Origin of the sequence: Nostocoides australiense Ben110 (assembly GCF_001050535.1) — a bacterium.
Taxonomy (GTDB): domain Bacteria; phylum Actinomycetota; class Actinomycetes; order Actinomycetales; family Dermatophilaceae; genus Nostocoides_A; species Nostocoides_A australiense.
In genome coordinates this window covers 1,183,881-1,197,217 of record NZ_HG764815.1, presented here as the reverse complement: position 1 = coordinate 1,197,217, position 13,337 = coordinate 1,183,881, and the positions used below count along the sequence as shown (strand labels likewise).

Below are 13,337 nucleotides of genomic sequence, written 5' to 3'. Positions count from 1 at the left end.
CAGCGAACTGCTCGCCGAACGCGCGCTCATCGGCGACATGCCGGCCCGCAGCGCCCTGGTGGCCCGCATCGTGCGGCCGCTGGCCGAGGCCGGCGGCGGCGAACTGCTCCGCACGGCCACGGCATACCTCGACGGTGGCCGCAATCTCGAGGCGACCGCCCGCGTCCTGTTCGTCCATCCCAACACGGTCCGCTATCGCCTCGGGCGCATCGCTGTACTGACCGGCTACGACCTCGGGGACCCGCACGACGCCGACACCGTCCACCTCGCCATTCGCCTGGGGCGCCTGGCCGAGGCCGGCATCAGCGGCACCGCCAGCGTGGCCCGTTCCTGAACCGACTTGTAGGAATCCTCCAAAAAGCACTTGGTCTATTCCGTGACCTTTCGCCGCGCTTTTGACGGTCAAGTGCGGGACGGTTGGATGGTGCTTGCGATCGTCTGCCCCGGACAGGGCTCCCAGACCCCCGGCTTCCTGACGCCCTGGCTCGAGCTTCCCGGTCTGCGGGAGAACGCCGAGGAGTTCAGCGACGCCACGGGCATCGACGTCGTCGAGCACGGCACCGAATCCGACGAGGAGACGATCAAGGACACGGCGGTCGCCCAGCCGCTCATCGTCGCCGCCGGGCTGCTGACGTATGCCGCGCTGGCCGAGGCCGCGTCCGTCGCCGACGCCGGCAGCGCCGATCTGCTCGCCGGGCACTCGGTCGGTGAGATCACCGCCGCGGCGATTGCCGGGGCCCTGAGCGACGAGGAGGCGGCGCGCTTCGTCGCCATCCGCGCCAAAGGCATGGCGTCCGCCAGCGCGATCACCCCCACGGGCATGTCGGCCGTCCTCGGCGGCGACCCCGACGAGGTCCTCGCCGCTGTCGAGACGCACGGCCTGACTCCCGCCAACAACAACGGCGCGGGGCAGATCGTCGCCGCCGGCACCCGGGAGCAGTTGGCGGCACTCGCGGAGGCGGTGCCGGCCAAGGCCCGCATCATCTCGCTCAAGGTGGCGGGCGCCTTCCACACCCAGCACATGGCCCCCGCGGTGGACGCCCTCGCGGCATACGCCGACCTGCTCACCCCGAGCGCTCCGCGGATCCCGATACTGTCCAACGCCGACGGCGGCTCCCTCACCGACGGGCAGGAGATCCTCTCCCGCCTGGTCTCCCAGGTCACCAACCCGGTGCGCTGGGACCTGTGTATGCAGTCCATGCTCGACGCGGGCGTCACCGGCCTGATCGAACTGGCCCCCGCGGGCACGCTCGTGGGGTTGGCCAAGCGCGGCATGAAGGGCGTCGAGACGCTCGCCGTCAAGTCCCCCGACGACCTCGACGCCGCCGCCGCCATGATCCGCAACCACTCCACCACGACCGAAGGCACCGCCGAATGAGGCTGCGAAAGTCCCGCTCTCCCAAGGGAACCGGCAAGATCAAGGGCGCCACCGGGTCGTCCGGCTCACGCATCACGGGCGTCGGCGGCTATCGGCCCGAGCGCGTCATACCCAACTCCGAGATCGTCGACGCGATCGACTCCTCCGACGAATGGATCCGCGAGCGCTCCGGCATCACCGAGCGCCGGTTCGCCCGTCCCGACGAGAGCGTCGTCGACATGGCCGAGGCCGCGAGCAAGGGCGCCATCGCGATGGCCGGCATCGACCAGTCCGACATCGACGCCGTCCTCGTCGCGACCGTGACCCATCCCTACCAAACCCCTGCTGCCGCACCGATTTTGGCCGATCGCTTCGATCTGCGGTGCGCGGCGTTCGACATCTCGGCGGCGTGCGCGGGCTACTGTCACGGCATCTCGCTGGCTTCCGACATGGTCCGCGGCGGCAGCGCCAGCAATGTCCTCGTCGTCGGTGTCGAGAAGCTCTCCGACTTCACGGACATGACGGACCGCTCCACCGCCTTCATCTTCGGCGACGGCGCCGGCGCCGCCATCGTCAGCCGCAGCGACAAGACCAAGATCGGGCCGACCGTGTGGGGGTCGGAGGGCGACAGCTGGCAGACCATCATGCAGCGCGAGTCCTGGACCGAGTTCCGCGGCAACGACGAAAAGACCTGGCCGACAATCGGAATGGAGGGCCACAAGGTCTTCCGCTGGGCCGTCTGGGGCATGGCGCCCGTCGCGCAGAAAGCGATGGAAGCAGCCGGCGTCAAGGCCAGCGATCTCGACGCGTTCATCCCCCACCAGGCCAACATGCGCATCATCGACGCGATGATCAAGCAGCTGAAGCTGCCCGAGGACATCGTCGTCGCCCGCGACATCGCGACGACGGCGAACACCTCGGCGGCTTCCATCCCCCTCGCCACCGAGCGCATGTTGCGCGAGGGGCAGGTCCAAAGCGGCAGCCTCGCGCTGCAGATCGGTTTCGGCGCCGGCCTGGTCTATGCCGCGCAGGTCGTCGAATTGCCTTAGGGCGCAACAAGTTCCCGGTGGTCCACGGGTCGATCGGGCCGAATCACATCCGACACAAGGAGAGAACAATGGCTCAGACCGAGCAGGAGATCCTCGAGGGTCTCGCGAACATCGTCAACGAAGAGACCGGTGTGGACGTCGCCGACGTTCAGCTCGACAAGTCCTTCACCGACGACCTCGACATCGACTCGCTGTCGATGATGACGATCGTCGTCAACGCCGAGGAGGCCTTCGGCGTGCGCATCCCCGACGACGAGGTCAAGAACCTCTCCACCGTCGGCGACGCCGTCACCTTCATCAAGAACGCCCAGGCCTGACAGCCCCGTATGCCGTGCGCCCGCGACCGCGAGGGCGCACGGCATCCGGCCCCCTCCCAGCACCCGCCCACAAGGAGAGTCCGCACATGAGCGCTGGATCCAGCGACACCAAGGTCGTCATCACCGGCTTGGGAGCTACCACTCCTCTCGGCGGCGACATGCCCACGACGTGGGAGGCGCTGCTCGCGGGGACCTGCGGGGCCCGCACCATCGAGGCGGACTGGGTGGCGAAGTACGAGTTGCCGGTGACCTTCGGCGCGCCCATCCACACCCCGGCCGACCAGGCGCTCACCAAGGTCGAGGTCCGCCGGCTCGACCCCAACGCCCAATACGCGATGATCGCCTCCCGCGAGGCCTGGCAGGACGCCGGCGTCCCGGAGGTCGACCCCGAGCGTCTCGGCGTCGCCATCGGCACCGGCATCGGCGGCGTCTGGACCCTCCTCGACCAGTGGGACAACCTGCGCGAGAAAGGGCCCCGCCGCGTTTTCCCGCTCGCGGTGCCCATGCTCATGCCCAACTCGGCCACCGGCAATGTCTCGCTCGACCTCGGTGCGCGAGCGGGCGCCCATACGATCGTCTCCGCCTGCGCGTCGGGCGCCGAGGCGATGGGTCTCGCCGCCGAGATGATCCGCTCCGGCCGCGCGGATGTCGTCGTCGCCGGCGGCACCGAGGGCGCGATGCACCCGTTGTGCTTCGCCGGATTCGCTGCGATGCAGGCGCTTTCGAAGCGCAACGACGACCCGGCTCACGCGTCGCGGCCGTATGACGTGGCCCGCGACGGCTTCGTCATGGGCGAGGGCGCGGGAATCATGGTCCTGGAGTCGGAGGAGCACGCGAAGGCCCGCGGCGCCCGGATCTACGCCGAGTTCGCCGGTCATGGCATGAGCGCCGACTCCCACCACATCGCCGCTCCGGAGCCCGAGGGCGCCGGAGCCTCACGCGCGATGACCGAGGCGGTGCGCAATGCCGGCCTCAGCGCGACCGACATCATCCACATCAACGCCCACGCCACCTCCACGCCGGTTGGTGACGTGGCCGAGGCGGCTGCAATCCGCCGCGCGTTCGGCGAGGCCGCAGACGGTATGCCGGTCAGCGCCACCAAGTCGATGACCGGTCACCTCCTCGGGGCGGCGGGGGCCCTCGAAGGCCTGTTCACCGTCCTCGCCGTGCACCACCGCGTCGCGCCGCCAACCATCAACATCGAGAACCTCGACCCCGAGGTCGACCTCGACGTCATCCGCGACACCCCCCGCGAGTTGCCGGCCGGCGACATCGCCGCGCTCAACAACTCCTTCGGCTTCGGTGGCCACAACGTCGCCCTGGCGATCAAGAGCTACTCCTGACCATCCCGCGGTGATGGTGACACCTCATGTGAGAGGTAGCGACGCTATGTGACGTCGCTACCTCTCACGTGACGAATCAGGGTCTAGCTAGCCGACCTTGTGCAGCCACCGGACGGGGGCGCCTTCGCCGGCATATCGGAAGATCTCGAGTTCTTCGTCCCAGGCAGTGCCGAGCAGTTCCTCGAGCATGTCGGTCACGGCCTCGTTGCTGCCCTGGGCATAGAGGATGACCTCTTTGAGGCGTTCCTCGTTGACCATGGTGTCGCCATTAGGCGCCATCCAGCCGTGGTGCAGGCCCAGGCTGGGGGTGTAGCTCCAGCGCGAACCGTTGGTGCCGGGGCTGGGCTCCTCGGTCACCTCGAAGCGGATGCCGGTGAAGGCTTTCAAGGCGCTCGTCAGCTTAGCCCCGGTGCCAGCCGAACCGGTCCACGAGATCTCCGTGCGCTTCAGGCCGTACTGGGCGCCCTGCTCGGTCCAATCGAGCAGCACGCGGCCCCCGAGCACTGCTTCGAGAGCCCAGGTCAGGTGCGGGCACAGCGCGGCAGGGGTCGAGTGAATGAACACGACCCCGCGCGTGGCACCACGCATCGGTGCATACGACATCCCTGGACCTCCTGGTGTGCGGGTGGACGTCTTCCCCAACGCCAACTTGCACACCACGAGTCACAGTGATCTCGTCACGTCACATTGTGCCCTATGACGCGTGCAGGCACCATATGCAGGCCGGGCCCAGCTTTCACGCAGGCGCGCCGGTCTCGGCTGCAAAGGTCAGCGAGCCGCGCCGCGCCGCGAATCGCCAGCCGTCCGAGGTCCGCGCGAAGCGGTCGTGGAAGGAGCCGACGATCGGCGCCTTGTACGCCGTGTAGAGCACGAGCGCACACTCCCCGCGCGCGGAGGTCGCCGACTCGACGTCGATGACGACATTCGAGGTGACGTGCCGTGTGGTGCGCCCCGGCCGCGCCCGGAACGCCGCCAGGATTGCGTCCCGTCCCTCGATTAAGTCGTCCGGCGCTCATAGCCCTAGAGCACCTCGACCCCGGCGAGATCGCTCTGTCGCGTTACGGGCGCGTAGCAGACGGCACCACGTTCACCCGACGGGTGCGGCCCGGACAAACCCTGTTCGGGAAGCGTCGCGCCTACCAGCGCAAGGCGGCCTACGCCGAGGTCGACGCCATCTGCTCCGGCGACATCCTCGTCTTCGAGGCCATGCCCGGCCAGATCTCGCCCCGGCTGCTGCCCTTCCTAGTCCACTCAGACGCGTTCTTCGACCACGCACTCGGCACTTCCGCAGGCTCGCTCTCGCCGCGTACGAACTGGCGGGCCCTGGCCGACTTCGAAGTGGCACTGCCCGACATCGACGAGCAGGAGCGCATTGCCGACCTGCTCTGGGCGATCGAGAACCATAGAGCCAGACTGCAGACGCTCAGGGCTGCTGGAGACGTAACAAGAGAGGCCTCAGTTCGGCTAGGACTGAAGCGGGCAGCCGAGGAACAAGTCACTCCCGTAACGGAGCTTCTGGCCAAGTCTGCCGTCGGTGTCGTGGTGCGCCCTGCCTCCCACTACACCGATGCGGCCGACGGGGTGGTTGCGCTCCGTTCGCTTAACGTGCAGCCGGGCGGGTTCACACTCGACGACGTCGTTCGATTCAAGCCAGACTCGCATGCGGCATTGTCGAAGTCGACGTTGCAGGTCGGTGACGTGGTTGTGGTGCGCACTGGGCGACCCGGAGATGCAGCGGTGGTAAACGAGGAGGTCGCTGGCCTCAATTGCATCGACTTAATAATCCTGCGCACGAAGAACTCACTGGACCCTCACTACCTAGCGGCTTTCCTGAACTCCGATGGGGGGCGCTCACAGGTTCGCCGCGGCTCAGCTGGTACAGCACAGCAGCATTTCAACGTTGGCGCCTTGAGGAAGTTGGAGATCCCCTTGCCCGAGGTTGAGCAGCAACAACGGCTCGTGGGCGTTTGGCAGCGACTCACGGAGAACGTCAACACTGTCCAAGCCGAGATGGACTCACTCTCAGCCCTAAGGTCGAGCCTTGTCGATGCGGTCTTCGGAGGTGCGCCGTGACATTCACCGAGGCGAACACGGTTCGTGACTTCATCGCGAACGTCGCGACCGAGGCAGAGATCTCGTTTAAGGCCGGGAAGGACCTTCCTCGGACAGCGTCCGCGGTCATGCTCGCAGACCCGCTGCGTGATGCATTGATCCGGCTGAACCCTGAGATCGCAGATAAGCCTGACCGCGCCGACCAGGTGATGTACGAGCTGAACAAGATCATCGACGGGGTGCGGCACGGGTCCGTGGTGAGGCAGAACGAGGTCTTCATGGCGTGGGTGCGCGGTGAGCACTCGATGCCGTTCGGGAAGGACGGCGCGCACACGACCGTGCGGCTGGTCGACTTCGACTCCCCGTACGAGAACGACTGGGCCGTCTCGACGGAGGTGACATTCCGGCAGGGGCATGTGGAGCGTCGCTTCGACCTGGTGATCTGGTGCAACGGCATCCCGGTCGCGCTCGGTGAGGCGAAGCGGGTGGACCGGCATGCCTACTCGTGGTTCGACGCGGCGGCGCAGTTGCACTCGGACTACGAGAAGAACATCCCCATGTTCTTCGTCCCGAACGTGCTCCTCTTCGCCACGGACGGCAAGGACTTCCGCTACGGCACAGTGGGCATGCCGGAGGACCTGTGGGGTCCGTGGCGCGAGGACGGCTCGCCGCTGGCCGGCATGGAGCATGTCGGGGACGCGGCCGAGGCGGTGCTGAACCCTGAGTCGATCCTGAAGTTCCTGCGGCACTACACGCTGTTCGCCACGGACAAGAAGCATCGGCGGATCAAGATCATCGCCCGCTACCAGCAGTTCCAGGCCGCGGACCTGATCGTCGAGCGCGTCGTCGAGGGTCAGATCAAGAAGGGCCTGGTGTGGCACTTCCAGGGCTCGGGCAAGTCACTGCTGATGGTGTTCACGGCGCTGCGGCTGCGGTCTCATCCGGACCTGCGCTCTCCGACCGTGTTCATCGTGGTCGACCGGGTCGACCTGGACTCTCAGATCAGTGGCACGTTCAACGCCAGCGACGTCCCCAACACGCTCTCAGTCGAGTCGCGCTCTGACTTGGAGAAGCTGGTCACGGCCGGCTCCCGGAAGGTCATCATCACGACCATCCACAAGTTCGCCGAACTGCCCGCCGACCTGGACACCCGCAGCGGCATCATCGTCATGGTCGACGAGGGGCACCGCACCCAGGAGGGCGACCTGGCCAGTCGGATGCGCGCCTCCATCCCGAACGCGTTCTTCTTCGGCATGACCGGCACCCCGATCAACGCCCGGGACCGCAACACGTTCCGGCTGTTCGGCGCCGAGCCGGACCCGGGCCGGTACCTGTCGAAGTACTCCTTCGAGGACTCCATCCGCGACGGCGCGACCCTTCCGCTGCACTTCCAGCCCCGGCCGACCGAGCTGAAGATCGACCGGCAGGCGATCGACGAGGGCTTCAAAGAGCTGGCCGAGGCGGGCGAGCTCAACGAGGACCAGCGGCGCGAGCTGTCCAAGAGGGCGGCCTCCCTCGAGCGGCTGATCAAGGCACCGGGCCGGATCGAGAAGGTCGTCGCCGACATCGTCAGACACTTCACCGAACACGTCGAACCGCAGGGCTTCAAGGCTCAGGTCGTGGTCTACGACAAGGAGGCCTGCGTGCTGTTCAAGCAGGCGCTCGACCAGCGCCTTCCGGCCGAGGCGTCCGCGGTCGTGATGAGCATGGACGCCCGCGATCCTCAGGACTGGAAGGACCGGTTCTCCCTGGACCGCGCGGCCGAGGAGAAGCTGCTCGACCGGTTCCGCGACCCGGCCGACCCGCTGCAGATCCTCATCGTCACCGCCAAGCTCCTCACCGGCTTCGACGCTCCCATCCTCCAGACGCAGTACCTGGACAAGCCGCTGAAGGACCACACCCTGCTGCAGGCGATCTGCCGCACCAACCGGACCTACCCCGGCAAGAGCCACGGCGTCATCGTCGACTACCTCGGCATCTTCGACAACATGGCCGCGACACTCGCCTTCGACGAGTCCACGATCGAGAAGGTCGTCACCAACATCGAGGCCCTCCGCGAAAGGTTCCCCGCCGAGCTCCAGACGGCCCTCGACTTCTTCCCCGGCGTCGACCGCACCGAGCACGGCTACACCGGCATGATCGCCGCCCAACAGAAACTCCCCGACCAGGACACCATCGACCGGTACGGCGCCCAGTACCGCGTCGTCCTGCGCCTGTGGGAAGCGCTCAGCCCCGACCCGACCCTCACCCCGTACGCGGCCGACTACAAATGGCTCACCAGCGTCTACGAGTCCGTGCGTCCCGTCGACCTCACCGGACGCCTGGTCTGGAACCGCCTCGGACCCAAGACGCTCGAGCTCATCAACGAGAACATCACCGTCGAGGTCCCCCGGCTCGATCTCGACGCGATCATCCTCGACGCCGACCTGCTCGCCGAACTCGCCGGCGGCGACCCCACCGGCAAGGCCAAAGAGATCGAGATCGCCATCACGGCCCGGATCGCCCGCCACTTGAAGAACCCCAAGTTCGTCGCCCTCGGCAAACGGCTCGAAGACCTCCGCCGGCGATACGAGGACGGCATGCAGGACAGCCTCGACTTCCTCAGAGGCCTGCTCGACCTCGCCAAGGACACCCTCGCCGCCGAACGCGAGGAAGAGGCCGTCAGCCCCGAAGAGCGAGCCAAGGCCGCCCTGACCGAGCTGTTCGAGTCCCTCAAGAACGAAGAGACACCCATCCTCGTCGAACGGCTCGTCGCCGACATCGACACGGTCGTCAGGGAAGTCCGCTACGAAGGCTGGCAGAGCAACCCCGAAGGCATCAGAGAAGTCCAGAAGGCCGTGCGGTCCCTGCTCTGGCGACGCAAGATCCGCGAAGAGGACGTCTTCCAGAAGGCCGTCGACTACATCAAGGAGTACTACTGACCCCTGGGAGTCCACTCCCCCTGCCGATCCTTGCCCAGAAACGCCCGCCGGCCGGTTTCGGCCCAATTGGTTTCGGTCGAGGGTTTCGAGCGGACTCGGCACGCTCAGTGAAGGATGTTCCGGATGTGGCTTCGTTCGCTTGGTGGCGGGGTTTTTGCAGCGCTCCGTGGCGGTCTTGTTGCCGCGATCACGCAGGACTGGCTGCAGGTAGGTGTCGCGGTCTGAACCGAGAGGGGTGCGCCCGGTCGGGGCCGTTTGGATCGCTGCCGCTACGTCAGAGCCCGAAGGCTCCGCCGCTGACGAGGATCACGATGCCGAGGCCGATGAGAACGATGGGGAAGAGGATGTGCTCCCAGCGTTCGAGCACTTCGGCGATCGGGGGGCGGGTGGCGACGAACTTTGCCAGGGCCACCAGGACCGCGACGAGCGCGAGGAAGATGATGCAGTAGGCGACTACTGCGAGAGGTTCCACGCTGAGGAAGACAGGGGTGTAGACGCCGATGTTGTCGCCGCCGTTGGCAAGGGTGACGCCTGCGACTGTCCACACGCCGACCTTCTTGCCGGCAACCTTGACCTCGTCGTCATCGTCGTCATCGTCTCCGCGCCAGGCCTGCCATGCGGCCCAGAGGCCGAGGCCCAGAGGGATGAGACCGAAGTACGGGATGGCTGCCGAGGGCAGGAATGCTCCGGCACCGATAGTCACCAGGACCGCGGCACCGAGGATGCCGGCGAATCCGAGGTACTGGCCGGCCAGAATGCGGGCGGTAGTGCCGCGCTGGCCTGCCCCTCGCGCGAAGAAGAGGGAGAGCACGATGATGTCGTCGATGTTGGTCGCTGCGAACAGGCCCATCGCCTGCAAGACCGAGGTGAGGATCATGCGCCCTCCCCAGCTGCGTCGCATCCGGGAAGCGAGCAGGCGGGATCGATGCACGGGGCGTCTTCGTCCACTGCCAGGGTGGCATCGACCAGTGCCGTCAGCGCCTGCGCCAGGTGCGAATCGGCGATCTCATATCGTGTCCGACGACCCTCGGGCTCGGAGACGACGATCCCGCAATCGCGCAGGCATGCCAGGTGGTTGGACACGTTCGGGCGTGTCAGGTCCAGATCTCGGGCCAGTTCCGCCGGGTAAGCGGGATGGTCGAGCAGGGTCAAGATGATCCGGGATCGAGTGGGGTCGGCCAGTGCACGACCCAGGCGGTTCATCACGTCGAGACGCGAAGCAATAGTCAGCATGCACTGAACTATACAGCGCGCACTGAACACTCGGTCACAGGCGTCAGCCCAGATCGCATGCCCGTAAGGGGAACCCTCACCGGACACCACCGCTACTTATCGAGAGGAACGATGTGACTCCCGGCGGAAGTTGGCGGGCTCCTGCCGGGACTAAGTGGCGGTGGGCTGGCCGGGCGTTCGATCCGCTGACCAGCTGGCCGTGGGTGCCGTCGTCGCGGTGAACGGACCTGACGGGCAGGAGTGGGGCGACGGAGCCACGACGGTGTCCGGCGCCACTGTTACCCAGCGCCTTGGCGATGGCCTCCCGGCCGGGGACTTCCAGGTCGCTTGCGCTCCGTGTCCGGTGACGGCCACCCTGTCGACGGGACCTTCCGCTTCACCGTTGAGGCGGCGCCTGAAAGCGCGAGCACATCTGAGCCGTCGCCCGAGCGTGCCGACGAAGGGGCGACACCGACCTGGCCGCCTACAACGCGATGCTCGCACGCCTGGCCCGGCGCGCCGATGCCACCGCCCCTGGGCGCACCCAGCAACCAGGGGCCCCCCAAGCGCTCGGCGGAGGTGTCGAGGGACTGAGCGGCTACCAGGTCAGGTCTGAGCACTCGTGCTGCTGCTGGGCCGTCTCCACCTGGAGCGTGGCGTGGGCGATGCCGAAGCGATCCCGCAGGATGTCCCGCGCGGCGGCCAGGACCGCGGCGTGATCCGATCCGCTGCTCGCGACGAGGTGAGCGGTGGCGACGTTCATCCCGGAGGTCAGCACCCACAGGTGCAGGTCGTGGATGGCGCTCACGCCGGGCACGGCGCTCAGCTCTCGGCTGACGGCCTCCGGGTCGATGCCGGCGGGTGCGTGCTGGCCGAGTACCGCGACGACCTGCCGCCCCAGGGTGACGGCACGCACGATGACGAAGATGGCGATCGCCAGGGCGACGACGAGGTCCCAGACCGGTCGCCCGGTGGCGATGATCAGAACACCGGCGACCATGACACCGACGGAGCCGGCAGCGTCGGCCACCACTTCGAAGTAGGCGCCCCGGACGTTGAGGCTGTCCTTGGACCCGCTGCGCAGCAGCAGCATGGAGACAAGGTTGATCACCAGGCCCACGAAACCGACCGCGAGCATCACGCCCGAGGGTAGGGACGGGTCCTCGCCGATCCGGCTGATCGCCTCGACCACCACGTACACCCCGACGCCGAGCATGATCAGCACGGTCAGGCCGGAAGCGAAGACTTCCGCGCGGTACGAGCCGTAGGTTCTTCTTCCGGTGGGGTCGGGGCGGGTGGCGATCCGGGTGGCGAGCAGGGACGCCCCCAGGGCCACGACGTCGGCGGCCATGTGCCCGGCGTCGGAGATCAGCGCGAGCGAGCCGGAGATCAGCCCCGCTGCCAGCTCGACGGCGAAGAACGTCGCGGTCAGGAAGAACGCTGCGGCGAGGCGGCGGGGGTGGAGCGCCCGCCGGCGTGCTCAGCGACGGGGGCGTGAGCGTGCCCGGCGCCCATCAGCGGATCCCTTCGTGTCCGGTGTGCTCGCGGCACACGTCCAGCAGCATCCGCACGTGGGTATCGGCCAACCGGTAGTACACCCGGCGGCCCTCTCGCCGGTTGCCCACCACCCCCGAGGCCCGCAGTAGACGCATCGTCTGGGACACCGACGCCTCTGGGACCTGCACCGCTGCGGAGATGTCGCACACGCACAGCTCACCGGCCTCCAGCAGCGCGTAGAGGATCTTGGTGCGCCGTACGTCACCGAGCAACCGGAACAGCTCGGCCAGCGTCCCTGCCTCGGCGTCGTCCGGGACGCTGGCGCGGACCAGCGCCACGCGCTGCGACAGGGGATCATCACCGACGCAGCCGTCCAACGGCAGGACCCGACCCATGGGCATCTCCTCATCTACGCGGATCTTCAGATAACGTCACCCTAGCGCTGCGATCGCCGTGGGGTCGCAACCGGTCGATCGGTCTTCAGACCCATGTCGCTGTCAGGGACGCAGGCGGGGAGGAACGTATGCAGGACGACCCGGGCGTTACGGGGCCGGTGTGGCTGCCGACCGCACCGGCGTCCCTGGAGACGATGCTGGCACCGACGCTGCAGCCCGTGCCGGTCCTTCCGGTGCTGGCGGTGGTGCTGCTGGTGCTGTACCTGGCGGGCGCGTGCCGGCTGTGGCTGCGGGGTCGGCGCTGGTCGATCGGTGCGACCATCTCGTTCACGGTGGGCTGTGTGGTGCTGGCGCTGGTGACCGGTGCGGGCATCGAGGGGTACGGGTTGCGGCTGTTCTCGGCGTTCATGTTCCAGCAGCTGACGTTGATGATGCTCGTCCCACCGCTGCTGGTGCTGGGGCGGCCCGGCACGTTGCTGCTGCGCGCGACCCCGCACCGGGGGGTGGGCACGGTGGTGCTGGTCACGGCGCGGCGGGCCCTGCGCAGCCGGGTCAGTCGGGTGGTGCTGCACCCGGCGGTGATGGTGCCGTTGTTCCTGCTGGCGTTCTACGGGCTGTACCTGGCCGAGCTCGCCGACCCGCTGCTGCGCACCTGGACCGGGCACCTCGCCCTGGAGGTGGGGTTCCTGGTGGCCGGTCTGCTGTTCACCGTGCCGGTGCTGTCCACCGACCCGTTGCCTATCCGGCAGACCCATCACGGCCGGGCACTGGACCTGCTGCTGGAGATGCCCCTGCACGCGTTCTTCGGGGTGATCGTGATGATGGCCACCGCGCCGATGGTCCCGCTGTTCGCCGCGCCGCCGGCCGGCTGGGGGATCGATCCCCTGCGCGACCAGCAGCTGGCCGGTGGGCTGGCCTGGTCCTACGGGGAGGCGCCGGGACTGCTGATGCTCCTGCTGATCGCCAGCAGGTGGCAGCGCAACGACACCGAGCGCTCCACCGCCCGAGACCGGCAGATCGACCGCGACGGCGGCGCCGACGCCGAGCTCGAGGAGTACAACGCCTACCTCGCGCGCTTGAACGGCTCGGGGCCCTCGGGGGCGCCACCTGCACAACTGTGATGGTCGAGATTCACGGGACCGTGGCATCGGACGTTGTCGACACCGCGGTGGTGGTCTTCTCGACGATGTCCTG

Annotated in this window: 13 protein-coding genes and 1 pseudogene; 8 read left to right on the top strand and 6 right to left on the bottom strand. The window is 67.7% G+C overall.

All coding sequences use genetic code 11. The features are described 5' to 3' along the window. The 5 genes from BN11_RS23460 to fabF all read left to right on the top strand — a co-directional run. Nucleotides 1-334, top strand: a 334-nt coding sequence (locus BN11_RS23460) for a PucR family transcriptional regulator (RefSeq protein ID WP_048695626.1), incomplete at its 5' end; no start/stop codon positions are given. Nucleotides 335-424: 90 nt separating this feature from the next. Beyond that, nucleotides 425-1,378, top strand: coding sequence for an ACP S-malonyltransferase (locus BN11_RS05760; RefSeq protein WP_048700898.1), 954 nt, complete (start codon nt 425-427; stop codon nt 1,376-1,378). Beyond that, nucleotides 1,375-2,406, top strand: coding sequence for a beta-ketoacyl-ACP synthase III (locus BN11_RS05755; protein WP_048695624.1), 1,032 nt, complete (start codon nt 1,375-1,377; stop codon nt 2,404-2,406). The genes BN11_RS05760 and BN11_RS05755 overlap by 4 nt, the downstream gene beginning before the upstream one ends. 68 nt (nt 2,407-2,474) lie before the next feature. Then, entirely contained in the window at nt 2,475-2,723 is a 249-nt protein-coding gene (locus tag BN11_RS05750) for an acyl carrier protein (RefSeq protein ID WP_048695622.1), read from the top strand. 86 nt (nt 2,724-2,809) lie between these two features. Continuing rightward, on the top strand, nt 2,810-4,066 hold the full coding sequence (fabF, locus tag BN11_RS05745; RefSeq protein ID WP_048695620.1) for a beta-ketoacyl-ACP synthase II: 1,257 nt from the start codon (nt 2,810-2,812) through the stop codon (nt 4,064-4,066). 87 nt (nt 4,067-4,153) lie between these two features. Here fabF and BN11_RS05740 read toward each other — a convergent pair whose 3' ends face one another. Both BN11_RS05740 and BN11_RS05735 read right to left on the bottom strand, forming a co-directional pair. Continuing rightward, nucleotides 4,154-4,669: a DUF3145 domain-containing protein gene (locus BN11_RS05740; RefSeq protein WP_083433562.1), complete on the bottom strand. Its 516-nt coding sequence runs from the start codon at nt 4,667-4,669 to the stop codon at nt 4,154-4,156. Between the two features lie 133 nt (nt 4,670-4,802). After that, nucleotides 4,803-5,063, bottom strand: a complete 261-nt coding sequence (locus BN11_RS05735) for a nuclear transport factor 2 family protein (RefSeq protein ID WP_083433561.1) — start codon at nt 5,061-5,063, stop codon at nt 4,803-4,805. 101 nt (nt 5,064-5,164) lie between these two features. Here BN11_RS05735 and BN11_RS21250 point away from each other — a divergent pair, with 101 nt between their 5' ends. Together BN11_RS21250 and BN11_RS05725 are read left to right on the top strand one after the other, a co-directional pair. Next, the gene (locus BN11_RS21250; RefSeq protein ID WP_053084017.1) at nt 5,165-6,139 is read left to right on the top strand and encodes a restriction endonuclease subunit S; all 975 of its coding nucleotides are present in this window, start codon (nt 5,165-5,167) and stop codon (nt 6,137-6,139) included. Next, on the top strand, nt 6,136-9,039 hold the full coding sequence (locus BN11_RS05725) for a type I restriction endonuclease subunit R (protein WP_048695619.1): 2,904 nt from the start codon (nt 6,136-6,138) through the stop codon (nt 9,037-9,039). The genes BN11_RS21250 and BN11_RS05725 overlap by 4 nt, the downstream gene beginning before the upstream one ends. 274 nt (nt 9,040-9,313) lie before the next feature. Here the strand turns inward: BN11_RS05725 and BN11_RS05720 are convergent, their stop codons facing one another. From BN11_RS05720 to BN11_RS05705, 4 genes and pseudogenes are all read right to left on the bottom strand, one after another. Continuing rightward, on the bottom strand, nt 9,314-9,916 hold the full coding sequence (locus BN11_RS05720; protein WP_048695616.1) for a cadmium resistance transporter: 603 nt from the start codon (nt 9,914-9,916) through the stop codon (nt 9,314-9,316). Next, complete coding sequence (gene cmtR, locus BN11_RS05715; RefSeq protein WP_006590980.1) at nt 9,913-10,272, bottom strand: Cd(II)/Pb(II)-sensing metalloregulatory transcriptional regulator CmtR; 360 nt, start codon at nt 10,270-10,272, stop codon at nt 9,913-9,915. The genes BN11_RS05720 and cmtR overlap by 4 nt, the downstream gene beginning before the upstream one ends. A gap of 577 nt (nt 10,273-10,849) precedes the next feature. Further along, nucleotides 10,850-11,766, bottom strand: a pseudogene (locus BN11_RS05710) (cation diffusion facilitator family transporter). Then, nucleotides 11,766-12,143 carry an ArsR/SmtB family transcription factor gene (locus BN11_RS05705; RefSeq protein WP_013882290.1) on the bottom strand — a complete coding sequence of 126 codons (378 nt, stop codon included), beginning with the start codon at nt 12,141-12,143 and terminating at the stop codon, nt 11,766-11,768. Before BN11_RS05705 ends, BN11_RS05710 begins: the two are co-directional and overlap by 1 nt. Nucleotides 12,144-12,271: 128 nt before the next feature. Here BN11_RS05705 and BN11_RS05700 point away from each other — a divergent pair, with 128 nt between their 5' ends. Continuing rightward, entirely contained in the window at nt 12,272-13,264 is a 993-nt protein-coding gene (locus tag BN11_RS05700; RefSeq protein WP_048695611.1) for a cytochrome c oxidase assembly protein, read from the top strand. The last annotated feature ends 73 nt before the right edge of the window (nt 13,265-13,337 follow it).

What these genes read in the sequence shown, in the direction of transcription:
- BN11_RS05720 (WP_048695616.1), bottom strand. Translation starts at nt 9,916, where the DNA reads ATGATCCTCACCTCGGTCTTGCAGGCGATGGGCCTGTTCGCAGCGACC.
- BN11_RS05705 (WP_013882290.1), bottom strand. Translation starts at nt 12,143, where the DNA reads ATGGGTCGGGTCCTGCCGTTGGACGGCTGCGTCGGTGATGATCCCCTG.
- BN11_RS05755 (WP_048695624.1), top strand. Translation starts at nt 1,375, where the DNA reads ATGAGGCTGCGAAAGTCCCGCTCTCCCAAGGGAACCGGCAAGATCAAG.
- BN11_RS05740 (WP_083433562.1), bottom strand. Translation starts at nt 4,669, where the DNA reads ATGTCGTATGCACCGATGCGTGGTGCCACGCGCGGGGTCGTGTTCATT.
- BN11_RS05750 (WP_048695622.1), top strand. Translation starts at nt 2,475, where the DNA reads ATGGCTCAGACCGAGCAGGAGATCCTCGAGGGTCTCGCGAACATCGTC.
- cmtR (WP_006590980.1), bottom strand. Translation starts at nt 10,272, where the DNA reads ATGCTGACTATTGCTTCGCGTCTCGACGTGATGAACCGCCTGGGTCGT.
- fabF (WP_048695620.1), top strand. Translation starts at nt 2,810, where the DNA reads ATGAGCGCTGGATCCAGCGACACCAAGGTCGTCATCACCGGCTTGGGA.
- BN11_RS05700 (WP_048695611.1), top strand. Translation starts at nt 12,272, where the DNA reads ATGCAGGACGACCCGGGCGTTACGGGGCCGGTGTGGCTGCCGACCGCA.